We start from the raw sequence: 22,667 nt of genomic DNA, 5'->3' as shown, positions 1-22,667 counted from the left end.
AATCGTTAAAGATAATAGACGTGAAACCAAAAAAAAATGAAAGGAGGTTTAAAATGGCTATTATCAGATATCAGCCCGTCAGAAACATGCTGGACAGTTTCTTCAAGGATAATGAATTCATGCCTAATTTTCAGGACAAGAATTTCAGAATGCCTGTTGATATTTATGAAAAAGATGGAAATGTTACTATCGATTTTGAACTTCCCGGTCTTGATAAAAAAGATATTAACATCGAACTTGAAGGTAACAATCTTACTGTTTCCGGCAAAATGCAAAAAGACAATGAAGTCAGAGAAGAGAATTATTACCGTTGCGAGCGTTCATACGGTGAATTTTCCCGATCCTTTACACTTCCCGATGGTATTAAAGAAAAAGACCTCAATGCAGCATATAAAGATGGTGTGCTAAAGGTCTCATTCCCAAAGACCAAAGAGATCGAAAAGAAGAAAAAGATTGAAGTTTCATAAAGTCCTGGTACTCAAAAAGCCTGTTCGTCAAACGACGGATGGGCTTTTTTTTATCAGCAGAAAATTTGACATAGAAAAGTAAGAATTACAAAGAATCAATTGGAGAAACAATGAATAATCAAACAGCAAGTGTTGTGGTGTTTTCAACTCCCATGTGTTCTTGGTGCAGGAAAACGAAAGACTATTTCAGAAAGCACAACATACGTTTTAAAGATATTGATGTCTCAAGAGATCAGGCGGCTGCGCGCGATATGGTTCGAAGAACAGGGCAGCAGGGAGTGCCGGTCATAATAATCAATAATCGTCCCATTGTCGGTTTTGATAAGAAGAAAATAGACAGTTTATTGGGCATCAAAGATAGAGGTTAACATGACGAAAGAAAATATGTATGATCTGATCATCGTGGGTGGTGGTCCCGCCGGACTCACCGCAGGATTATATGCTGCACGTTACAAATTGAAAACAGTACTGATAGAGAAAGCACCTTTTTCCGGTGGTCAGCTTTTGAAGACATCTTTCATAGAGAACTACCCGGGCTTTGATGAAGCAGTTCTTGGGTACGATCTTGCAACAAAGATGGAAAACCAGGCACTCAGATTTGGATTAGAAGTAAAGAAAGAGATCGTAACAAAGATAGAGTTTACTGATACAATGAAAAGTGTTTACACTGAAGAGAATGAATATCATGCAAAAACAGCGATCATCTCAACCGGTTCGGAACCGCGAATGCTTGGTATACCAGGAGAGAAAGAATTTTATGGTAGAGGTGTTTCTTATTGTGGCACTTGTGATGCACCGTTTTTTAAAGACAAAGTGGTTGCAGTTATCGGTGGCGGCAATACTGCAATTGAAGAATCTCTTCATATTGCTAAATATGCTTCAAAAGTCTATATCGTCCACAGAAGAGATGAACTGCGAGCTGACAAGATCTGCCAGGAGAAAGCATTTGCAGAGGAAAGGATCGAGGTCATCTGGGATACGGTTATTAAATCAATAGATTTCCAAACCTCAGGAGACAGGTATATTACAATTTTTAACAGGAAAACAGAAAAAGAAAGTAAATTAAAAGTTGACGGAGTTTTTGTATTTATTGGTTTGAATCCCAATACTGATCTTTTTAAGGGACAGATAGATTTGACCGAAGACGGATTCATCGCACAAAAACCTGGCGAGGAAATGAAGACAAATGTTGCCGGAGTCTATGCAGCTGGTGATGTGCGAGATAAAGTTCTCAGGCAGATCGTTAATGCAGCTGGAGATGGAGCAGTGGCAGCATTTGAAGCAAATAAATTCTTAACCGAACATAATATCTAATATATAAGGAGCAACGAATGGCGTTAGCATTAACTGAAGAAAATTTCGATACAATTGTTAATTCAGGAAAAGTAGTCCTGGTGGATTTTTGGGCTGAATGGTGTATGCCCTGCAAGATGATCGGTCCGGTTATTGACGAACTTGCAAATGAAATGGATACCGACAAAGTGACGATCACGAAGTGTGACGTTGACAGTCAGCGGAATATTGCTGTTAAATTCAGTATCACAAGCATACCAAGCATTCTTTTCTTTAAAGATGGGAAGGTTATGGATCAGATCGTCGGAGCAGTGCCCAAAAAGATGCTGGTTGACAAAATAAATGATCTAATCTAATGTATTAACCCTTAAATTGTTAACAATCAACTCAGGAGTTAATCTTCTGGGTTGATTTTATTTTAGATATGATGAAAGAGATAACATTTACCTTAAATGATAAGAAAGTATCAATCAACGTTGATCCAATGAGACGTCTCATCGATGTCATTCGTGATGACTTCCATCTAACTGGTACGAAAGAGGGTTGTGGCATTGGTGAATGCGGTGCATGCACTGTCATTGTTGATAAGAAAACAGTCTGTTCCTGTTTGATGTTGATCGGGCAAGTTGAAGGAAAAGATGTCATTACAATTGAAGGTATTGAAAAGGATGGCGAGCTTTCTCCATTACAAAAAAATTTTATCAAATATGGAGCTATACAATGCGGTTTCTGCACGCCGGGTATGATCATGAGTGCAACAGCACTTCTTATGGACAATCCCCATCCTACTCAAGAAGAAATCCGAATCGCCATCTCGGGAAACCTATGCAGATGTACCGGCTATGTGCAGATCATAGAAGCGATACAGGCAACGGCAGAAGAACTTTAAGCATTAATTAAGAAGAGTACTATGACAGACAAAATGATACCGCCTTCATTTGAGAATTTGCTCGAATGGATTTTTCAGGAATATGAGCAGAATAATACGATTTTTGGAATTCACAAACAGCAATTTTATAACAAAACAAATGATATTTCCTATCATGTTTTGAATGATTGGATTGAAGAGCCGATTGGACCGGCTGCCGGTCCTCACACACAGCTTTCGCAGAATATTACCGTGTCCTATCTTTGCGGAGGTAGATTTTTCGAACTGAAAACCGTTCAAAAACTGGATGAGCTTGAGATCGAGAAACCGTGCATCGATGCACCGGATGAAGGATATAACACGGAGTGGTCGACCGAGTTGACAGTACCACAAGCGTTTGAAGAATACCTCAAAGCGTGGTTTGTGCTGCATATAATAAAAGAAGTGTTCGGGCTTTCGGTAAACAAAAAGTCAGGTTTCATATTCAATATGAGTGTCGGCTATGATCTCGCAGGTATTAAAACTAAAAAGATAGATGATTTTATAGAGCACCTTAAAAATGCAGAAAAAAATCCGTTATTTATTGAATATAAAAATATTCTAAGTAGATTTGCTCAGCACAATGCCGAATATTCAAAAAGTATTGAAGAAGTACTCTCAAAAATATCTCCTTTTATTTCTGATTCGATAACACTTTCAACTATGCACAGTTGCCCCCCTGAAGAGATAGAATCGATCTGCGAATATCTCATAAAAGAAAAAAAATTACATACATTTGTAAAACTGAATCCGACGTTACTTGGTTATGATCGTGTTAAATCGATTTTGGATAAACATGGTTTTACAAATATCGTGCTTCATAAAGATTCATTCGACAAGGACCTTCAATTCGATGCAGCTATCCCGATGCTGAAAAGATTGATGATTATTGCCGAAAACGAAAACAAGAAATTCGGTGTGAAACTTTCCAATACCCTGGCAGTTGCAAACAAAGACACACGATTACCTGGTGATGAAAAATATATGTCGGGCAGAGCGCTGTACCCGATCACGATCACACTTGCTTCTGAGATTTCATCAGCATTTGATGGCATATTACCGATATCCTATTCCGGAGGTGCATCATATTGGAATATAATTGATATTCTGAATACGGGGATAAAACCGATCACTTTTGCGACGGATCTTCTCAAGCCAGGAGGGTATGTGCGTCTTAAGCAACTCGCTGCAATTATTGAAGATAATCATATAGAAAATAAAGATTTCATTGATGTTCAGAAATTGTATGATCTGGCAAAAAATACGCTAACTGATTCGCTATTTGTGAGAAAAGAATATACTTCTTCAGATACGAAAATTGAGAAAGAATTACCACTTTTCGATTGCTTTATTGCACCGTGCAAAGAGCGATGCTCGATTCATCAGGATGTGCCGGAGTACATTCTGGCAATCGTGGAAGAGCGTTTTGATGATGCACTGAGAATCATATATGAGAAGAATCCACTCCCAAATATTACCGGATATATTTGCGATCACCAATGCCAGACCAAGTGTGCGAGATGGAATTACGAAAATTCAGTATCAATACGGGAATTGAAAAAAGTAGCTGCGGAGAGGGGAGAAATTGGAAACTTGAAACTTGAAACTCGAAAGCTAGAGAAAAGGATTGCGATACTCGGAGCTGGACCTGCTGGTTTAGCAGGCGCATATTTCTTACGAAAATACGGATTTGATGTGACTGTTTTTGAAAAGGAAGCACATGCTGGCGGTACGGTTCGCAATGTGATACCTGATTTCAGAATTCCGGATGATTTTATTCAAAAGGATATTGAATTCTTGAAAAGTGTAGGTATCGAATTCCAATTTAATTATCAAAACGATGATTTTCTTGAAGACTTCTCTGAACGTGGTTTCAATTATGTTATTATTGGGATCGGTGCTCATATTCCACGTATGTTGGATTGGTGTACTGAAAAAGAAAATGTCTTTGAAGCACTCTCATTTTTGAGGGGACTGAAATCCGGAGATGAGATAACGCTTGGTAAAAAAGTAGCAATCATTGGTGGGGGAAATTCTGCCATGGATGCTGCTCGTGCAGCAAAGAGAGTTGCAGGTGTGCAAGAAGTATCGATTTTATACCGACGTACAGAAGAATATATGCCAGCTGACAAAGAGGAATTTGATAATGCACTCGATGAAGGAATTGAATTTATAGAACTAATTAATCCCGTCAATTTTGAGAACACACAGTTATTTTGCCAGAAAATGCAGCTCGGTGAACCTGATGAAAGTGGACGTAAAAGGCCGCTTCCAATTGAGCATGTGCAGGAAATATTTAAATGTGATTCGGTTATCATGGCTATCGGTGAATCGGTAGATCGGGATCTTCTCGAACGTAATGGAATCATCTTTGAAAATGGAACGATCGTTTTCAATCCTGATACGCTAGAAACTTCGATTGAGAATGTGTATATCGGAGGAGATGCATTGCGTGGACCTTCAACAGTTGTGGAATCTATCGCAGACGGCAAGAAGGCGGCTGAGTCGATCCTTACAAAAGAAGGAATCACATTCAATGATGAACCCACTGTGACTTTTGATAAAGAGCAAAGATTTAATGATATTAGAGAACAGCAGGGGTATCAAAAGGAAAATAATGAAGAACTACATTCGCTGGAGGACATTTCTCAGGAGTCGAGTAGATGTCTTCAGTGTGATTTTCTTTGTGCCAAATGTGTCGAGGTATGTCCTAATAGGGCAAATGTGCTTATTAATCTCATTGGCAAACAGCATCCCTTCAAAAATGATTTCCAGATCATTCATATCGATGATTTCTGTAATGAATGCGGAAACTGTGCAACTTTCTGTCCCTATCTGGGTGGCAAGCCCTATAAGGATAAATTTACACTTTATTTTTCTGAAGAATCCCTTAAGAAAAATTTCAATAACGGAGTGCTTTTCCAGAAATCAGAATTTACTTTGAAACTCGATTCATCATTATATAAAGGAGAGATTGTTGATAATATGATACGGTGGCAATCAGATGTTATTTCTAAAAATCTTGACCAGATTGAGTACATTTTACAAGAAACTTACAAGAGTTATCTAGTGGTTAAAGATTAGTAAGGAAAATATGGTCGAAGATGTAAAAATTGCATGTGAAAATTGTACGTTCTGGTGTAATTACCATTGTGAGAATTTCTCATCAAAATGGATGGGAATGGTTACCGCAAAAAAACAAAATTGCGGATTTTTCAATCCGAAACCTAAAAAGAAGGAAGAGAAGAAGGAAACCAGCAAAGAAAAATCTTCTAAAAAAGAAGGAAAATAAGAAAGGAAAAACTTATGGCAAAAACAATTGGTAAAGGTTCATGGCTTATTACGTTAAAAGGAATAGTTGCATTGATCTTTGGATTGATTGCACTGTTTTATCCCGGAAGGACTATCGAATTTATAACATTGGTTTTTGGTTGGATGCTTCTCATTGTAGGTGTGGTCTATGTGATTGGAGCACTCACCCATACAAAGCACAATAAGAGTTGGGGTTTATGGCTCTTTGAAGGTATCATTGATCTGATACTCGGGCTGATCATTCTCATTTTCCCTATCTTTGCAGTCGGTGCTTTTATGATCCTTATCGCAATCTGGGCTCTTATTATGGGAATATTGAGGATATACCTTGCGTTCCAGTTCAAGGCTCAAAGAGGACTCTTGCTTTTTAGTGGTATCGTATCTGTAATATTTGGTATTCTTGTTCTTATCAATCCGTTTGCAGGAGCTGGTGCAATTATGATCGTGATCGGTATCTGGGCTATAATATTTGGTCTCTCTGTTATCTTCCGATCGTTTCAATAAAGTAATATAACCTTATTCTATTTTACCCATATCGATTTTTCGGTATGGGTATTTTTCATTATATTAATTAAAGAATTTTAATGTAGTAGAAATTACGTCATTGATATTACTAAAAGCATACATCGAATAATTTGACAGAAAATTGAGCCCAAAAACAAAATAAACGCTCGAAAAATAATTGGAGTTGACGGATAATGAATACTAATTTTAGTATCGTGCATCTTATATATAAGACCAGGCGATTATCCTGTATTTTTTAGCTCAGAAATATCGATTTACAAATTTTTTAAAACACTAAAATAATAATATTTATACCGGCATGAATTATCTCATTTATTTTTGCCGGAATAAGGAGTAACAATGAGAACAAATAAATTCTATGGTCGTGATTGGCTCAGCCCAGAGATCGATTACACAAAAGAAGAATGGGAATCAATGCTTCGTCTTGCAGAAGAATTAAAGACTCGTTATGCTATGAATGAAGACACTTCCCACATTTTAAAAGGTAAAACACTCTATACGATGTTTTTCAATAGCTCTCTTCGAACAAGAAGTACGTTTGCTGCAGGTATTCAGCAGCTTGGTGGATATCATGTAGATCTTGAACCGGGAAAGACATATACGCCGGCACGAAAAGGTTTTGAAATACCATATAAAACAGAAAGAATCTGCGACGTTGCACAAGTACTCAGCAGAACCGGTGATGCAATTGCGATCCGCATGTATGGCGCTCCCTCACAATGGATCTATGGTTTTGCTCATGAAACCATGAAGGAATTTGCCTATTATTCAGATATTCCGATCATCAATATGGAGTGTGATAAATATCATCCCTGCCAGGCACTTGCAGACATGCTCACGATCAAAGAGAAATTCCATGAATTCAAAGGAAAGAAATTCGTCATAAGCTGGGCATATTCCGGCTCTACTGCAAAGCCATTTGCAGTTCCTCAGAGTCTTGCACTCGCACCTTCTCTTCTTGGAATGGATGTCGTTCTTGCACGTCCAAAAGGCTTTGAACTCGATCCTGAAGTAACAAAGAAATGCCATGAATATGCTGCACAGAACGGCAGCACCTTTCAAGAAACAGATGATATGGAAGCTGCATTCGAAGGCGCGCATGTTGTGTATCCGAAATCATGGGGTGCTCTTCCTTACTTTGCACAAGTTGATAAGAATGGCAGAAAAGTCAAAGAAGAAAATCTTGCTGGGATGAAAGATCTGTTTGAGAAGAATAAGCATTGGATCTGCGATGAAAAGAAAATGAAACTCATCGACAAGAACGGTATATACATGCATTGTCTTCCCGCAGACCGTGACATGGAAGTCACTGATGCAGTGATCGATGGACCTCAAAGTGTTGTGTATGATGAAGCAGAGAACCGTCTTCATGCACAAAAAGCGATCATGACCCTTCTCATGGGTGGAAGACTGTAAAAAAAAAGAATGAACCACGAAAAACACGAAAGACGCAATAAGTATTCATTACTTGATTCCTGTAACTACTGTAAGTATAGATTGAAACATTGAATACATATCTGATTCTTACAAAATAATGTTCCCAATTCCTTTAGTGTATTTCGTGTCTTTCGTGGAAAAAAAATGGAGTTAATATGTTAGTAGATTTAAAAGGAAAAGATGTTATTTGCACACAAGAACTTACACTACCTCAGATTGAAGCACTTCTCAAACTTGCCAAGGAAATGAAAGCAGATAGGTTTGATGATACATACATTGAATTATTGAAGGATAAGACATTTCTGATGTTTTTCTTTAATCCTTCATTGCGAACACGTATCTCATTTGAAGCAGCTGCTACTGAACTTGGAGGACATGCACAATTTCTCGAACCGAAAACTATGCGTTTGAGAAAAACAAGCCAGGGTGTCGAAGTCCAGGCAGGTGAAACGATCGAAGATGCAGCACAGGTTCTTGATCGTTATGCATGCGGAATGGGAATCAGGATTCTTGAAACGTCGGTAGAAAATTACGGCGATGGCGATGCGCTCTTGCGCGAATATGCCCGTTGGATGGATGCACCGATCATAAATATGGCCGATGACAAATATCATCCATGCCAGGGTCTATCCGATGTAATGGGAATGCAGGAGCATAAAGGTGATCTGGAAGGAAAAACAGTGCTTATGACATGGGCACATGGTGCACTTGCACGGTCTTATTGCTCAGTACATGAGAACCTTCTTATTACTTCGCGCCTTGGGATGAATGTCCGTCTTGCGTATCCAAAAGGGTATGATCTCCCAGAAGAAGAGATCCAAAAAGTTCGTAAGAACTGCGAGTTGAATAACAGGAAATTCGAGATCTGTCATGATCCCGACGAAGCATACACTGATGATGTCCAATTTGTGTACTCACGAAACTGGTTTGGTCCTGATTTCTATAAGATAGGAAAAGAAGCAGAGATTGAGCGTGCAAGCAAACTCACAAACTGGATATGCAATGAAGAACGAATGAAGCGCACGAATGATGGACTCTTTATACATCCCATGCCGGTTGATCGGGGTAAAGAAGTAACTGATGAAGTTGCAAGCGGTCCTCGATCCATTATTGTTGATATTGCAGAGAATCGACTTCACACCCAGAAAGCTATTATGGCAATGACTATTGCTGGCATGAAGGTTGAAATTTGAAACTTGAAACTAGAAATTAGATCGATTTTCAAAATATGGAGAAAATATAATGAATAATGATAAACGAAAACTGGTTGTCATCGCACTTGGTGGCAATGCAATAAAGCAAGCAGATGAAAAGGGTACGGCTGAAGAACAGTTCAATAATGTGGCGATTACATGCGAGCAGCTTATCAGAATGAATGCCCTGAACTATAAATTGATCATCACCCATGGAAATGGCCCACAAGCTGGCAATCTTCTCATACAACAGGAAGAAGCAAAGAACCTTGTCCCGCCACAACCGCTCGATGTTGTTGGTGCAATGTCACAGGGACAGATCGGATATATGTTCCAGAATATTTTGAGAGATTATTTCCTCAGGAAAGGGAAAGATATTCCCATAACAACAGTCGTAACACAGGTGCTTGTGGATGAAAATGATCCTGATTTTAAAGATCCCTCAAAACCGGTTGGACCTTTTTATACGGAAGAAGTTGCTCTTGAATTGAAAGAGAAAAAAGGATATGTTGTGAAGCAGGTTAAACCCAAAGGTGATAAGACCTGGCGTCGCGTTGTACCTTCTCCTGAACCAATCAGGATAATAGAAGCAGATTGCATCCAGGCACTCGTAGCAGCAAGAGCGATCATCATTGCATCCGGTGGCGGGGGAGTGCCAGTGAAGAAGAATCCCGATGGGACCTATACCGGACTCGAAGCAGTGATCGATAAAGATAAGGCAGGAAATGTACTTGCACAAGCCGTTGATGCAGACATATTTCTTATCCTCACTGATGTACAGCATGCATGTATAAACTATGGTAAACCTGAAGAAAAAGCATTAGGTGAAATAACCGTTGCAGAAGCTGAGAAGTTTCTTGCAGAAGGTCACTTCCTTGCTGGTAGTATGGGACCAAAAATGGAAGCAGCAATACGTTTCGTTAAAGAAGGTGGAGATAAATCCATTATCACATCTCTAGATCATGCAGTTGATGCGCTGGAAGGAAGGACCGGGACGATAATAAAGAATTAAAAGTTCATTAAAAAATGTATTCTCATATAATAAAGTAGACATACTTATCCAGTTTAAATCTTTTCGATTCGATTGCGTATGAAAGAATATTACTACACTTGTTTCTCGTGTGGCGCCATGTGGTCATCCAACGAGATAGAGAACCATGATCACTATTTGTGCCCACTTTGTGCGGATAAAAATAAACCATATTCACCACTTATTGGGTGTCTGCAAGTTCATTATGATTATGATGATCTGAAAACTCAGTATGATAAAAATTATTTCAAACAGACACAACCAGGAAATATATTCAGCTTTCCGTTACTTCTTCCGTTAAAAAACGATCCACCTGAGATTATGAAAACGAGAATGTCTTTGCCGATCCATTCACTGTACCAGATTGATGCGGACACCATTCATGATGTGTATTTGCTCGATGAAACACATAATCCAACTTATTCTTACAAAGACAGGGCTTCAACACTGGTTCTGGCAAAAGCTATTGAACGTGGTAAAGATACTATCTGTACTGCATCAACAGGGAATGCAGCATCATCGATGTCCGGTCTTTGCGCAATGGTTGGTCTAAGGTCGAAGATCTTCGTGCCAAGAACTATTCCAATGGAGAAGTATACCCAAATCCGCATGTATGGAGCCGATGTTGAAAAGGTCGATGGCTGTTATGACGATGCGTATGATATTTCCATTGAACAATCCCACAAACATGGCTGGTACAACCGCAATACTGCATATAATCCACTTACGACTGAAGGCAAGAAATCAGGTGCTTATGATATATTTCTCCAGATGAATTGTCAGCCACCAGATAAAGTATTTGTGCCCACTGGCGACGGAAGTATCATTTCAGGAATATACAAAGGTTTCTACGATTTGAAACACCTCGATCTCATAGATAAAATTCCACAACTCATTGCAGTGCAGGCGGAGGGAAGCTCGGGTATTATCAATTATGTCAAAACGGGTGAGTTTGCCTATAAAGAGTCAACCACACTTGCAGACAGTATTTCTGTTAATGCCCCTCGAAACCTTTACATGGCTGCCCATGCAATTAAAAGCACAGATGGTTTTGGAGTAAAAGTTACTGATGAAGAGATACTTAATGCTGAGCGATACCTGAGCCAGAAACATGGTTTCTTTGTTGAACCTTCTGCAGCAGCAGCGTGGGCTGGTTTCATGAAATATAATGAAAATTCATCTCGAAAGGAAAAGGTGGTCGTACTTCTAACAGGTAGTGGTCTGAAAGACATTAAGAATGCACAAAAAGCATTAATGACATCATAACATGAAATCGAAAATCTATGGTTTGATCCTTTCAGCAGGTTTTTCAAGCAGGATGGATGAATTCAAACCATTGGCAAGCTACAAAAACAAGACCTTCATCGAGCATATCATTAATAAACTCTCTACAGTGTGTGATGATATTTTGATTGTTACTGGTTATAATAATAAAATCCTGGAAGAGAGCGTGAGAGTGGTATATAAAAGTGATGACGTCCTTAAAAAAATTGACTTTGTTTTCAACCCGAAATTTCAGAATGGTATGTTCAGCAGTATTAAAACAGGCGTAAAATCTCTTCTTCATAAAATGAGTAAATCAGATTATGTCATGCTTCATCTTGTTGATCAGCCGCATATCTCTGAATCTGTGTATACGGTCTTAGCTGAAAGAACTCATGATGAACGTTTGGATGTGATCATACCTTCATATAACATGAAAGCAGGACACCCGATCGTTTTATCGCGGGATGTAATAGAGTACGTTGCATCAGTGCCTGATTCGGATTCTCTAAGAGATATACTGAAGAAATGGCGAGAAGATACGACCTATGTTGTGATTGAAGATAAATCAATTATTCAAGATATAAATACGCCTGATGAAGTAAAGGAATATTTAGATTAGAATGGATATCATAGAAAAAATATATCATTTTAAAAAGCAAAAGAACTCATTTGTTGTCGCCACAGTAATTGAAGCAGAGGGTTCGACACCTGGGAAAGTTGGATTCAAAATGATCATTTGTTTAGATGGAGAAACCCATGGAACAGTTGGTGGTGGAACTATTGAAAAAATGGTCGAAAAGGATGCGATTGGCTTTCTGAAAAGAGGTGTCAATGGAACAAAGGAGTATGATCTTCAATCAGATGAAACGACATCTAAGGAAGCGACAGGAATGCTCTGTGGTGGCTCGGTGAAAATCTACTTTGAGGTCAATGTTCCAAAGAGAAGAATATATGTTTTCGGTGGTGGACACGTATCCCAGGCATTGGAACGAATCCTTCCTTCGGAAAAATATTCAATCGTAATTATTGACAATCGGGAGCAGTTTGTGACAGAGTCTTTGCATCCTTTCGCAGATGAAAGAGTGTGTGAAGAATATATAAAATTTTTAGATGATTTTAAGCCTGAAGATCACTCCTATACAGTAATCGTCACTCACGGCCATCGATATGATTATGATATTTTGAGGATGATCGTAAAAAAGAAATTTCCTTTTGCTTATATTGGTATGATCGGTTCAAAAATAAAAGTGACTGCAACACTTGATATGATCAAGAATGAGTTTGGTGATGTGGATTTGAATAATCTCTATTCACCGATTGGGATTGATCTTGGTGGATCCTCTGTATCGGAGATTGCCTTAAGTATTGCCGCTGAAATGCAGGCGCTGGAATATAATAAAGAAGTACCTCATATGAGGTTGAAATATTATGAAGAAAAATACAGAAATTCGAATTGATGCTGCTTCAAAAATTGCTGGCATCGAAAAATATACAAGAGACCTTCATATTGATAATCTCCTTTATGCTGCTACTGTTCGATCTGATAGAGCACATGCACGTATCCTATCTGTCGCCTTTGATGATGATTTTGACTGGTCTCGTATAACTGTTCTTTCTGCAAAGGACATAAAAAATAATTTTGTCGCTATTATCAAAAACGATATGCCTTACCTCGCAAAAAATGAGGTGAACTATTATGGAGAACCGATACTCCTTCTGGCAGCAGAAAACGATAAGATCCTTCACAAGGCAAAAAAACATATTACCATAAATTATGATGACTTACAGGCCTTTTGCACACTAAATAAGGCAATGCAGTCGTCATATGCAAACGAGCCATTCGAAGAGATAATATTGAAAAACGGTGATGTTAAAAAAGCGTTTATCAAGGCAGATCATATTATTGAAGATACGTTTGAAACCGGTTTCCAGGAGCATGTCTATCTTGAACCACAGGTTGTTGTCGCCATACCTGATGGAAAAACAATTCATATAAAGGGCTCGATGCAGTGTCCCTATTATGTGCAGAATGCCATGAACGAATTATTTATGGGATCAGAGACACGGGTTGATGTAACACAAATTATGACAGGCGGGGCATTTGGCGGTAAAGAAGATTTCCCTTCACTCATTTGCGGACATGTCGCCTTACTTGCAGAAAAAACAGGACAACCGGTGATCATGAGTTATAATCGCGAAGAGGATATTCGTTACACCACCAAAAGACACCCTTCAAAAATCAATGCTAAAGCAGCAGTAAGTAAAGAGGGTAACATTCAAGCTGTTGACATGAATATACTGCTTGATAGCGGCGCATATACAACGCTGAGTCCTGTTGTTCTGGCACGAGCTGTTTTAACTTCGTTTGGTTGTTATAAACTTCCAAATGTTTATATTCACGGTAAAGCAATTAAAACGAACATTCCTCCTTGCGGAGCATTCCGTGGATTCGGTGGACCGCAATCATTATTTGCAATGGAGATGCTAGTCGAGAAAATATCACAGACTCTGAACATGCCTGTATGGGAGATCAAAAAAGCAAATTTGCTCTCTCTTGGCGACAAATTACCAACAGGGCAGCCGATCGATTATAGCTATGGTTTACCTCAATGTATTGAGAAAGTTTTAAAGAGTTCTGAGTATGAGAAAAAATACAACGAATTCAAAAAATATAACGAAAAAGAAGCAAAGCGATCAGGCATTTTAAAAGGAATTGGAATTTCACTTGCACCCCACGGATGTGGATTCACGGGAGTGGGAGAAAATCGCATTAAAGCAATTGCTACAATGGAAGTTCTTCCAAACGGGCAAGTAGTCATAAAAACTGCCAATACAGAGATGGGACAAGGCGTTGATACTGCTTACAAGATAATTGTTTCAGAAGCCCTGCACCTGCCATTTAATGATATTATAATCGAGGAAAAAAATACAAGCAAGGTGCCAAATAGTGGACCGACTGTTGCCTCTCGCAGCACCATGATCGTTGGCAAACTACTTTTTGACAACTGCGAACAAATACTCAGCGCTTTATCTTTAAATAACATTGAGTTTTCATTACAAGATTTTAAAGAGGCGACAAAAAAATATTTTAATGATCATAAGACACTTTCAGTACAAAAGGAATATGAACATCCGAATTTTATCACCTTTGACGAGGATACCTACAAAGGATATGGTTATCCTGTTTATGCATGGTCTGCAAATGTCGCCGAAGTTGAGATAGATCTTACATCATACCAGGTGAGTGTAAAGCAATTTTATTCTGCTCATGATGTCGGCAGAGCGATCAATCGTCAGCAATCAGAAGGACAGATCCAGGGCGGCATCATACAGGGTATTGGCTATGCGATTTACGAGGATATCCACCTTGAAAACGGACAGGTGCTTAATAGAGGATTCCGGGATTATATTATCCCAACGATTGAAGATGTGCCCGAATTGCATGTTGAAATCGTAGAAGATGCATATTTTAACGGACCTTTCGGTGCAAAAGCCCTCGGTGAGTTACCCCTTGTCGGTGCAGCTCCTGCTGTTGCTTCTGCCGTGAGTTTTGCCATCGGTAAAACCGCGACAAAAATACCTATGACACCTGAAGTAATCGCATCGATGATCGAAAAGAAAAATTATGAATATTAAATGTAATATAAACGGAAAATCGGTTTCTTTCGAAGCAGAACCACTCGATCGGCTTCTTGATATCCTGAGAGATACACTCGGACTTACCGGAACAAAAGAAGGGTGTGGTGAAGGTGAGTGCGGTGCCTGTACTGTCTTTATGAACAACAAACTCGTCAATTCGTGCCTTGTCCCGGCTATGCACTTGCAAGATGCAGATATCGTCACCATTGACGGATTACGCGATTTTGATTTTTTCACTTCAATAACACAATCCTATGAAGAGAACGGTGCAGTGCAATGCGGTTTTTGCACACCAGGATTTATCATGTCTACCATAGAACTCTTGAGGAAATCGAACGGGAAAGTCCTCACCGATGACGAGGTAAAGAGTGTCTTTGCCGGTAATATCTGCAGATGTACCGGGTATGATAAGATCATAAAAGCAGTACGACAATTGCTGCACACGAACATCGAAATACCGAAGAGATTCTATGAATAAGAAAAAAATCTTCTCTCCTAAAACATTAACTGAGTATCATGAACTCTATTCAAAGATTGAGAATTCCAAAATTATAATTTTTGCAGGCGGAACCGATCTTATGGTTGGAAAAGAGGAATTACCAGAAGATGCTGTTTTTGTAAGTTTATCAGAACTTGAAGAACTGAAAGGTATCGAGAAAAAAGGTGATACGATCATCATCGGACCATCATCAACATTAAATGAAATCTTGCATTCGCCAGTAATACAAGAAGAATTACTGATTCTCATACAGGCGATACGAACCATGGCTTCGGAACAGGTTAGAAACAGGGCGACGATCGGGGGCAATATCGGTAATGCTTCCCCAGCAGGTGACACGATCACACCGCTTGTGGTATTGGGTGCATCACTAACGATATTTTCACCACGCACAGCAACAGAAAGAAATATCTCGTTTTCAGAATATTTCTGTGGTCCCTGTGCTAACACTCTCGATAATGGTGAACTGATCACAAAGATAATCATTCCTATTCCATTAAAGAAGATGAAGTGCTATTTCCGTAAAGTGGGACAGCGCAATGCAATGACTATTACAAAGGCATCTCTTTCATGCTTTGCTGAGATTGATAATGATGAGATATTGGATATTAGACTCGCAGCTGGAAGCGTCTCTCCAACCGTGCGGAGATTAATTAAGACAGAGGAATTCCTCAAACATAAAACGATTTCCGAAAGGACTGTCGAAGAAGCGAAACGCATACTTGAGAAAGAAATATCACCAATTACTGATATTCGTTCCACAAAAGCATTTCGTGAGTTGCTGACGAAGAATTTGTTGGGGGATTGTTTGAGATCAATATTATTATATGAACAATAGAATCGCTCTCCTCAAAGGCGGCACATCCGAAGAACGTGACGTGTCGATCCATACATGCGAAGCTGTGGAAAAAGCACTCCTCGCACTTGGGAAAACAGTTCTTATCTTCGATCCTTCCGACTATGTTAAAAATGAGAAGATAAATTACATACAATTAGCCGAAGATATAAAAAAAGCACAATGTGATCGTGTGTTCATCGGTTTGCACGGCGGAGATGGGGAAAACGGCACATTCCAAAAATTATTCGAGCTTGCAGGAATTCCTTACGTAGGTTCTGATGCAGATTCGAGTTTTATATGTATGAGCAAGAAAATATCTAAATTGATTGCCCGAGATGTTCTTAATATTCCGGTTCCTCGAGCATTATTTTATAAAAAAAATGAGGAAGTTCCTTCCTATAAAAACGTCTCAAGACAACTCGACAAACATCTGGTAGTCAAACCGAATGCTTCTGGCTCGTCGGTTGGTGTAACAATCCTTGATAGTGAAAACGAGTTTAATGATGCTGTGGAATATGCATTTTCAATTGATAACGATATTATCATCGAGCAGTATATCCCTGGCAGGGAGATTACGGTAGCAATGCTTGGTGACAGAGCACTTCCAGTCGTTGAGATTAAACCAAAAAATGGTTTCTATGATTATAAAAATAAATACACTGAGAATTTCACAGTTTATGAAACACCGGCGCATCTTTCATCGGATAAAGCAAAATGTGTCACTGATTATGCTTTGCGTATTTATAGAGAATTCGGCTGCTCCCATTATGCACGAATCGACTTCAGATATGATGGAGATAAATTTTATTTTCTTGAAGTAAATACACTTCCGGGCATGACATCATTGAGTTTGGTCCCGATGGCTGCACAAGCAGTAGGGATGGATTTTGAGGAATTGATACGTCGATTAATTGAGCAGGATTTTAGCGATTTATAAGGGGATCGTATGAAAAAAATAAAATTTAGATTCGTAATAATTTTTTCAATCTTTGTATTTGTTGCGGTCATTCTGTTGTCCATGACACGCATTTATAAAACTCTTGAACTCAACTGGATCGATACGAATTTCAATCTCCGGGGACCGCTTGAAGTATCCCAGGATATAGTTATTCTCGATGTTTCTGACGAAGCATTTGAAGAACTCGGGAGGTATCCTTTCCCGAGAAGTTACTTTGCACATCTTATAGAGAATCTCAATAAAGCAGGAGCTGCAGTGATCATATTCGATATAGAATTCACCGAACAAACACTCCCCAGTGAAGATGTTCAACTTGGCATTACTGCTGCTAAATACAGCAATGTGATCTTTGCAGGAAAACTCAGCGAGACAAGAAAGGGTAATTCCGTTACTCTGCGTATTGTGCCGCCGATTGTTGAAATCACAGATAGAGATCTCGAGTGGGGGCTTGTAGGAATATCGCAGGATCAGGATGGATTTGTTCGTAAATATACACTTTTTTCAACGTACGCAGATAAGCCATACTATACGATCGGCGTAAAGGGACTGCAAATGCTTCTTGCACAACAGCGTGGAGAGGAACCGAAAATTTACAACTCGCATGAGAGTTTCATGCTCGGCTCGTATGTTATGCCTAAGTTTTCGGGAAATACTGTCCTCATAAACTACTATGGACCCGCTCATACGTTTCCGTATTATCACCTCGATACCGTGTTGGATGACAGCACATTCCAGGTACGCAGTGAGAAAGCTTTCGGGATGGACTTCAATACCTTTGATAATTACCTTCAAACAGGAACATTTAAAGATAAGATCGTGCTTGTTGGAGCATCTGCAGAAGAGCTTCATGACCTCTTTCCTACTCCATTCTATGATCCGGGTAAAGGTTATGGATTGACTCCCGGTGTAGAAATTCATGCAAATTTCATTGAAATGGTGTTGCATTCAAATTATCTAAAACCATTTAGTTATCTGTACCTTGTGCTCGGCTTGTTGATCTTGATCTTTGTGATCAATATCATCTTTAACTTTTTCAAGCCCACGATCAATGCAATTATCGGCGTGTTACTCATTATCGGATATCTTGTTTTCGTGTATATGATGTTCAAGACCAACCATACGATAGTAAATGTGACCGAAGTTCCTTCTGCGATTTTAATCTCATTTCTCGGTAATCTCGTGATGCAGTATTATATGGGTAGGAAGGAAAAGTTGTTCATAAAAAAAGCGTTCCAGCAATATGTTGCAAAGGATATTGTCGATTTGGTGATGAAGGATCCCAAGCGCTTGAAATTCGGTGGACAGGTACAGGAACTTACCGTACTTTTCTCAGATCTTCGATCATTCACCACATATACAGAGCAGCACGATACGAAGGAAGTTGTTGATATCCTGCGAGAATATTTAACAGAGATGGTGGATGTGATCAAGGAGAACAGCGGTACTATCGACAAGTTCGTGGGAGATGCAATCATGGCGCTGTTTGGTGTGCCATATTATTATGAAATGCATGCGTACAATGCGTGTAAGACAGCACTCATCATGGCTGAGAGATTGCGAAAACTCCAGGAAAAATGGACAAAGGAAGGCAAGGATTGTGTGCAGTTCGGGATTGGTATTCACACCGGTTCTGCGCTGGTCGGGAACCTCGGTTCAGAACAGATCTTCGACTATACTGCAATCGGAGATACGATCAATACAGGTGCACGTATCGAACCGATGAATAAGGAATATGAGACTGAAAATCATATTATTATCAGCGAAACGACCTACGAAGCAGTGAAAGAAAAAGTGGAAGCACGCTATTTGGATTCGAAAACTCTTCGTGGAAAAGGACAGCCGCTTAAGTTATATGAACTGCTTTCCCTCAAAGAAGATGTGAATGTGCAGAAGACTTTTGAGTAGATTACATCAAATACTTGAAAATATCTTCTAATGTATCCAAATAATAATCCGCTCCATTAAGATATTCTTGCGGTAGTGTCGTTGCAATGGCTGCAACTTTTATTCCTGCATTTTTCCCTGATTCAATCCCCAATGGAGCATTCTCCACAACAAGACATTCATTCTTTTCCAATCCTAACTTTTTGCGAGCTATATCATACGGGTCGGGATTTGGTTTTGCACGGGGGATGTCGTCGCCTGTTATAACAACATCGAACAATTTTAATTCATTCTCTGTCAGTGCATGATTCATGTTTTTCTTAGCGCATGCAGTAACAAGTGCCAGACGATATCCCTCTTTGTGTAATTTTTTTAAAACAGCTTTTGCCCCCGGATAGAATTGCACATCCACGATCGACCGGTAGTAGGCGCGTTTGGTTTCGATGAAATCGTGTCGCTGATCTTCGGGGATTTCAATACCTGCTTCCTCTATGAGAATTGGTAAAATTTCCCTCGAGCTTCTTCCCTCATGAAGGAGGACGGTGAGTTCGCGAACCTCACCGTCCCATCTACGAAACATTTCCTGCCAGGCTAGGAAGTGAAAATGAAGTGTGTCTACTATAACACCGTCAAGATCAAAAAGAATGGCTTTAATCGGCATCTACGTCAGAGCTACTCCTTCTTCTTGTCGCAAAGGATCAACGCAATGGTAAAGAGAACAAGAGTATTCGCAAAGTGGATGTAGTTAATGGCTTTTGAAACAGTAAGAAATGGTACAATGCCAAACAGAGACATAATGATTGCGAAAATGACCATAATAACTGCAAGAATACCGAAAATCCAAGCAAGTATTTTCATCTGATCTGCCCCCTTATCTATTTTTTTTGATGCTCCTGCACCATCTTTTTTATTTATTAAGCATCTGCTTGGCAAGGCTAAGGAATTGCTGAGCTTCTTTGCTTTCAGGTTGGACATCAAGCCATTTCTGGGAATAGGTTACAAGATCAGCGTAATTCTTTGTATTACTCAAGCAGTAGCATAGATATTTCAAAGCTTCTAATTGTGTTGGATCGATTTCAACAATTTTCTCATAATATTCGGCTGCTTCTGCATATTTTTTTTGATTGAAGTTCATGTCTGCAATATTATAAAGAAGCTCAGTGTTCGTTGGATCAATTTCAATTGCTTGCTTTGCATACCCAAGAGCTGCATCTTCATTACCAAGTTTTATTTCTGTTACCCAGATATTATAGAGCCAGTCAGTATTCTCAGGTTCAAGATTATGAAGGATAAGGAAATATTCAACAGCATCTTCATAATTACCCTGGTTATAATTGATCGTTGCAATTTTGTTTATAGCATCAATATTTTCTGGATGCTTATTATAAATTTGAATGAATACATCGAGTGCTTTATTAATTGAGTCTGCTCGAATATATGTGTCACCAATGAGTTCAAAAGTTATCAGGCTATCTGGTTGGATATCGTGTGCTTGATTTAGCTTAATGAGTGCTTCTTTAAAATTATCCTCTTTTAATGCTTCGAGTCCTTGGTTGTGAAGCTGGCTCCATGTTGTCAGGTAGATTAGATCGACATCTTTCTTCTTTGCAGGATCGATTTCAACAGCTTTTTTAGCATATTGATAGGATGCATAATAATCCTGCTTGTACTGACCATAGATTTGAGACATAAAGAGGTAGGCATCTGCATTTTTAGGATTTTGTTGAATTTCCATCTTCAAGTTCTCGATTGCCTTATCCGGATCCTTTTCATCGCGAATAGCTAATCGTGCAGTTGTCATATACTTGCTCTGACATGCAGCAAGAACCAATACGGCGATTATCACCATCACTATTGGTACATATTTTTTCATTTGTTCTCCTTTTTCATAAAAATTTTCTGAAAAATCCGAGAGACTTAATATTCGTCAAGAATTTTCATACTGTGAAGATACCCTTTTCACCCACAAGGTAAGGTCTTTGATTTTTACAACTTCAATCGGTTCATTGATGTCTATTTTACCCTCTGTTGATATGGCAGTCCAAATCTCACCGCGCACAAAAACCTGTCCTTCAGAATCAAGAACGGTGAGTGTTACTCCTCTTTCTCCGATCTCACCCTCCCGTCCGGTTGTGACTTTGCTTTTATGAACTTTTACGACAAGAGTAACAAGCAAAAGAAAGAAGAAAACTGTGAAGATCGCCACACCGATGATAAGTGATATCGAAATCTGGAGGAATGGTGCTTTAGACTGGATCAGCATCATCGATCCAAGTACGATGCCCACGACACCTCCTATTCCTAATATCCCCGATGATTGCACCTTGATCTCAAGCAGGATCAGGATAAAACCAACAACAATGAGGAGCAGTCCAACAACATTAACAGGCAGGTTTGAGAGTGCAAAAAATGCAAGCAGGAGAGAGATCGCACCAAACACACCTGCGAAACCGATTCCCGGTGATGAGAACTCCGCAATTATCCCATAGATGCCAAGCATCAGGAGTATGTATGCAATATTTGGATTGGTTATATAAAATAAAAATTTTTCAATGAAATTCATGCGGTGAGGTATGACGTCCGCATATTCCGTATTCATGATAAAGATTCTATCCTTCTTAACAATCTTAGTCGAGTTGATTTCTTTGAAAAGTGCGTTTCTCGACAATGCGATATACTCAATAACATTCTCTTCGAGTGCCTCTTTTGCATGAAGTGAAATACTTTCTGAGACCATTTTTTTTGCGATGTCTTCATTCCTCCCCATTTTTTGAGCAAGAGAAGCAACATAGGAGAGCATGTCATTGAGCACTTTTTTCTCCATTGTTGAGTCGATCTTCGCTCCCATTGAAACCGGATGTGCAGCGCCAATACTCGAAGTTGGTGTCATGGCTGCGATGTCGCACGAAAGCATAATGATCGCACCAGCAGAAGCTGCCCTGGCACCTTCCGGTGTAACATATCCGATAACCGGTACATCAGCATTCATGATCTTCTGTATGATCTCACGCATGGATGTATCGAGCCCGCCTGGTGTGTTGATCTCGATGAGTACTGCTGCATCGTGAGCTTCGGCGATCTCAATTCGATCAATAATGTAATTTGCAACTGGAGGACCGATGGCACCATCTACGGTAAGGAGATATACTTCATCGATTTGTATTTGCGCATGTATAAGGAGAGGGATACAAAGGAAGAATAATATTTGAATAAATTTTTTCATATGATACTCCATATGCAGCATGCATTTTTTATTTTGCAATGTCAATAATTTTAGAAAATAAATAACAATCAGGCTTCTCCCGACATGTCTCGGTAAATCAACATCAGAAGTTTATGATTAGATCAATACAAAGCTTGGGAGAATTTCCGACCTGTCTCCACTGCAAATTAGCAAGCCAAGTATGCTTATAATTACA

General features: G+C 39.3%; 23 protein-coding genes. 19 read left to right on the top strand and 4 right to left on the bottom strand.

Features of this window, described 5'->3' with window-relative positions:
- Positions 1 to 53 precede the first annotated feature (53 nt).
- The 19 genes from JW794_04410 to JW794_04320 all read left to right on the top strand — a co-directional run bounded on the left by JW794_04410 (position 54) and on the right by JW794_04320 (position 19,269).
- Complete coding sequence (locus JW794_04410; GenBank protein MBN2017358.1) at positions 54 to 467, top strand: Hsp20/alpha crystallin family protein; 414 nt, start codon at positions 54 to 56, stop codon at positions 465 to 467.
- Between the two features lie 110 nt (positions 468 to 577).
- Complete coding sequence (locus JW794_04405) at positions 578 to 835, top strand: NrdH-redoxin (GenBank protein ID MBN2017357.1); 258 nt, start codon at positions 578 to 580, stop codon at positions 833 to 835.
- Positions 836 to 851: 16 nt separating this feature from the next.
- A complete protein-coding gene (gene trxB / locus JW794_04400; protein ID MBN2017356.1) occupies positions 852 to 1,781 on the top strand; it encodes a thioredoxin-disulfide reductase in 930 nt (309 codons plus the stop codon).
- Positions 1,782 to 1,798: 17 nt separating this feature from the next.
- A complete protein-coding gene (gene trxA, locus JW794_04395; GenBank protein MBN2017355.1) occupies positions 1,799 to 2,116 on the top strand; it encodes a thioredoxin in 318 nt (105 codons plus the stop codon).
- 71 nt (positions 2,117 to 2,187) lie between these two features.
- Positions 2,188 to 2,649, top strand: a complete 462-nt coding sequence (locus tag JW794_04390) for a (2Fe-2S)-binding protein (GenBank protein MBN2017354.1) — start codon at positions 2,188 to 2,190, stop codon at positions 2,647 to 2,649.
- 21 nt (positions 2,650 to 2,670) lie between these two features.
- Positions 2,671 to 5,751 carry a putative selenate reductase subunit YgfK gene (ygfK, locus tag JW794_04385; GenBank protein MBN2017353.1) on the top strand — a complete coding sequence of 1,027 codons (3,081 nt, stop codon included), beginning with the start codon at positions 2,671 to 2,673 and terminating at the stop codon, positions 5,749 to 5,751.
- 10 nt (positions 5,752 to 5,761) lie between these two features.
- Positions 5,762 to 5,959, top strand: a complete 198-nt coding sequence (locus JW794_04380; GenBank protein MBN2017352.1) for a hypothetical protein — start codon at positions 5,762 to 5,764, stop codon at positions 5,957 to 5,959.
- Between the two features lie 14 nt (positions 5,960 to 5,973).
- Positions 5,974 to 6,483 (top strand): DUF308 domain-containing protein, encoded by a 510-nt coding sequence (locus JW794_04375; GenBank protein MBN2017351.1) that lies wholly within the window; start codon positions 5,974 to 5,976, stop codon positions 6,481 to 6,483.
- A gap of 360 nt (positions 6,484 to 6,843) precedes the next feature.
- The gene (locus JW794_04370) at positions 6,844 to 7,920 is read left to right on the top strand and encodes an ornithine carbamoyltransferase (GenBank protein ID MBN2017350.1); all 1,077 of its coding nucleotides are present in this window, start codon (positions 6,844 to 6,846) and stop codon (positions 7,918 to 7,920) included.
- A gap of 176 nt (positions 7,921 to 8,096) precedes the next feature.
- Positions 8,097 to 9,134 (top strand): ornithine carbamoyltransferase, encoded by a 1,038-nt coding sequence (locus tag JW794_04365; GenBank protein MBN2017349.1) that lies wholly within the window; start codon positions 8,097 to 8,099, stop codon positions 9,132 to 9,134.
- 49 nt (positions 9,135 to 9,183) lie between these two features.
- Entirely contained in the window at positions 9,184 to 10,146 is a 963-nt protein-coding gene (gene arcC / locus JW794_04360; protein ID MBN2017348.1) for a carbamate kinase, read from the top strand.
- A gap of 351 nt (positions 10,147 to 10,497) precedes the next feature.
- Positions 10,498 to 11,430, top strand: a complete 933-nt coding sequence (thrC, locus tag JW794_04355) for a threonine synthase (GenBank protein MBN2017347.1) — start codon at positions 10,498 to 10,500, stop codon at positions 11,428 to 11,430.
- Between the two features lies 1 nt (position 11,431).
- A complete protein-coding gene (locus tag JW794_04350) occupies positions 11,432 to 12,049 on the top strand; it encodes a nucleotidyltransferase family protein (protein MBN2017346.1) in 618 nt (205 codons plus the stop codon).
- 1 nt (position 12,050) lies between these two features.
- Complete coding sequence (locus JW794_04345) at positions 12,051 to 12,887, top strand: XdhC family protein (protein ID MBN2017345.1); 837 nt, start codon at positions 12,051 to 12,053, stop codon at positions 12,885 to 12,887.
- Positions 12,859 to 15,066, top strand: coding sequence for a xanthine dehydrogenase family protein (locus JW794_04340; protein MBN2017344.1), 2,208 nt, complete (start codon positions 12,859 to 12,861; stop codon positions 15,064 to 15,066). The genes JW794_04345 and JW794_04340 overlap by 29 nt, the downstream gene beginning before the upstream one ends.
- Positions 15,056 to 15,547, top strand: coding sequence for a (2Fe-2S)-binding protein (locus JW794_04335; protein ID MBN2017343.1), 492 nt, complete (start codon positions 15,056 to 15,058; stop codon positions 15,545 to 15,547). The genes JW794_04340 and JW794_04335 overlap by 11 nt, the downstream gene beginning before the upstream one ends.
- Positions 15,540 to 16,406 carry a xanthine dehydrogenase family protein subunit M gene (locus tag JW794_04330; GenBank protein MBN2017342.1) on the top strand — a complete coding sequence of 289 codons (867 nt, stop codon included), beginning with the start codon at positions 15,540 to 15,542 and terminating at the stop codon, positions 16,404 to 16,406. Before JW794_04335 ends, JW794_04330 begins: the two co-directional genes overlap by 8 nt.
- Positions 16,396 to 17,343 carry a D-alanine--D-alanine ligase gene (locus tag JW794_04325; protein MBN2017341.1) on the top strand — a complete coding sequence of 316 codons (948 nt, stop codon included), beginning with the start codon at positions 16,396 to 16,398 and terminating at the stop codon, positions 17,341 to 17,343. Before JW794_04330 ends, JW794_04325 begins: the two co-directional genes overlap by 11 nt.
- A gap of 9 nt (positions 17,344 to 17,352) precedes the next feature.
- The gene (locus JW794_04320) at positions 17,353 to 19,269 is read left to right on the top strand and encodes an adenylate/guanylate cyclase domain-containing protein (GenBank protein MBN2017340.1); all 1,917 of its coding nucleotides are present in this window, start codon (positions 17,353 to 17,355) and stop codon (positions 19,267 to 19,269) included.
- A gap of 1 nt (position 19,270) precedes the next feature.
- Here JW794_04320 and JW794_04315 read toward each other — a convergent pair whose 3' ends face one another.
- Genes JW794_04315 through JW794_04300 form a run of 4 tightly spaced genes read right to left on the bottom strand, consistent with a single transcriptional unit; the run spans position 19,271 to position 22,471 of the window.
- Entirely contained in the window at positions 19,271 to 19,909 is a 639-nt protein-coding gene (locus JW794_04315) for an HAD family phosphatase (protein MBN2017339.1), read from the bottom strand.
- Between the two features lie 11 nt (positions 19,910 to 19,920).
- Positions 19,921 to 20,106: a hypothetical protein gene (locus JW794_04310; protein ID MBN2017338.1), complete on the bottom strand. Its 186-nt coding sequence runs from the start codon at positions 20,104 to 20,106 to the stop codon at positions 19,921 to 19,923.
- A 49-nt stretch (positions 20,107 to 20,155) separates the two neighbouring features.
- On the bottom strand, positions 20,156 to 21,121 hold the full coding sequence (locus JW794_04305; GenBank protein ID MBN2017337.1) for a tetratricopeptide repeat protein: 966 nt from the start codon (positions 21,119 to 21,121) through the stop codon (positions 20,156 to 20,158).
- A 54-nt stretch (positions 21,122 to 21,175) separates the two neighbouring features.
- A complete protein-coding gene (locus JW794_04300; GenBank protein ID MBN2017336.1) occupies positions 21,176 to 22,471 on the bottom strand; it encodes a nodulation protein NfeD in 1,296 nt (431 codons plus the stop codon).
- Between the last annotated feature and the right edge of the window lie 196 nt (positions 22,472 to 22,667).

It is taken from the genome of Candidatus Cloacimonadota bacterium, from assembly GCA_016932035.1.
GTDB lineage: Bacteria > Cloacimonadota > Cloacimonadia > JGIOTU-2 > JGIOTU-2 > Celaenobacter.
Note: the sequence above shows the minus strand (reverse complement) of the source record. Positions and strands in the feature narration are given on the sequence as shown.

Coding starts and splice junctions, on each gene's coding strand:
- JW794_04410 (MBN2017358.1), top strand. CDS start 54: ATGGCTATTATCAGATATCAGCCCGTCAGAAACATGCTGGACAGTTTC.
- JW794_04405 (MBN2017357.1), top strand. CDS start 578: ATGAATAATCAAACAGCAAGTGTTGTGGTGTTTTCAACTCCCATGTGT.
- trxB (MBN2017356.1), top strand. CDS start 852: ATGTATGATCTGATCATCGTGGGTGGTGGTCCCGCCGGACTCACCGCA.
- trxA (MBN2017355.1), top strand. CDS start 1,799: ATGGCGTTAGCATTAACTGAAGAAAATTTCGATACAATTGTTAATTCA.
- JW794_04390 (MBN2017354.1), top strand. CDS start 2,188: ATGAAAGAGATAACATTTACCTTAAATGATAAGAAAGTATCAATCAAC.
- ygfK (MBN2017353.1), top strand. CDS start 2,671: ATGACAGACAAAATGATACCGCCTTCATTTGAGAATTTGCTCGAATGG.
- JW794_04380 (MBN2017352.1), top strand. CDS start 5,762: ATGGTCGAAGATGTAAAAATTGCATGTGAAAATTGTACGTTCTGGTGT.
- JW794_04375 (MBN2017351.1), top strand. CDS start 5,974: ATGGCAAAAACAATTGGTAAAGGTTCATGGCTTATTACGTTAAAAGGA.
- JW794_04370 (MBN2017350.1), top strand. CDS start 6,844: ATGAGAACAAATAAATTCTATGGTCGTGATTGGCTCAGCCCAGAGATC.
- JW794_04365 (MBN2017349.1), top strand. CDS start 8,097: ATGTTAGTAGATTTAAAAGGAAAAGATGTTATTTGCACACAAGAACTT.
- arcC (MBN2017348.1), top strand. CDS start 9,184: ATGAATAATGATAAACGAAAACTGGTTGTCATCGCACTTGGTGGCAAT.
- thrC (MBN2017347.1), top strand. CDS start 10,498: ATGTCTTTGCCGATCCATTCACTGTACCAGATTGATGCGGACACCATT.
- JW794_04350 (MBN2017346.1), top strand. CDS start 11,432: ATGAAATCGAAAATCTATGGTTTGATCCTTTCAGCAGGTTTTTCAAGC.
- JW794_04345 (MBN2017345.1), top strand. CDS start 12,051: ATGGATATCATAGAAAAAATATATCATTTTAAAAAGCAAAAGAACTCA.
- JW794_04340 (MBN2017344.1), top strand. CDS start 12,859: ATGAAGAAAAATACAGAAATTCGAATTGATGCTGCTTCAAAAATTGCT.
- JW794_04335 (MBN2017343.1), top strand. CDS start 15,056: ATGAATATTAAATGTAATATAAACGGAAAATCGGTTTCTTTCGAAGCA.
- JW794_04330 (MBN2017342.1), top strand. CDS start 15,540: ATGAATAAGAAAAAAATCTTCTCTCCTAAAACATTAACTGAGTATCAT.
- JW794_04325 (MBN2017341.1), top strand. CDS start 16,396: ATGAACAATAGAATCGCTCTCCTCAAAGGCGGCACATCCGAAGAACGT.
- JW794_04320 (MBN2017340.1), top strand. CDS start 17,353: ATGAAAAAAATAAAATTTAGATTCGTAATAATTTTTTCAATCTTTGTA.
- JW794_04315 (MBN2017339.1), bottom strand. CDS start 19,909: ATGCCGATTAAAGCCATTCTTTTTGATCTTGACGGTGTTATAGTAGAC.
- JW794_04310 (MBN2017338.1), bottom strand. CDS start 20,106: ATGAAAATACTTGCTTGGATTTTCGGTATTCTTGCAGTTATTATGGTC.
- JW794_04305 (MBN2017337.1), bottom strand. CDS start 21,121: ATGAAAAAATATGTACCAATAGTGATGGTGATAATCGCCGTATTGGTT.
- JW794_04300 (MBN2017336.1), bottom strand. CDS start 22,471: ATGAAAAAATTTATTCAAATATTATTCTTCCTTTGTATCCCTCTCCTT.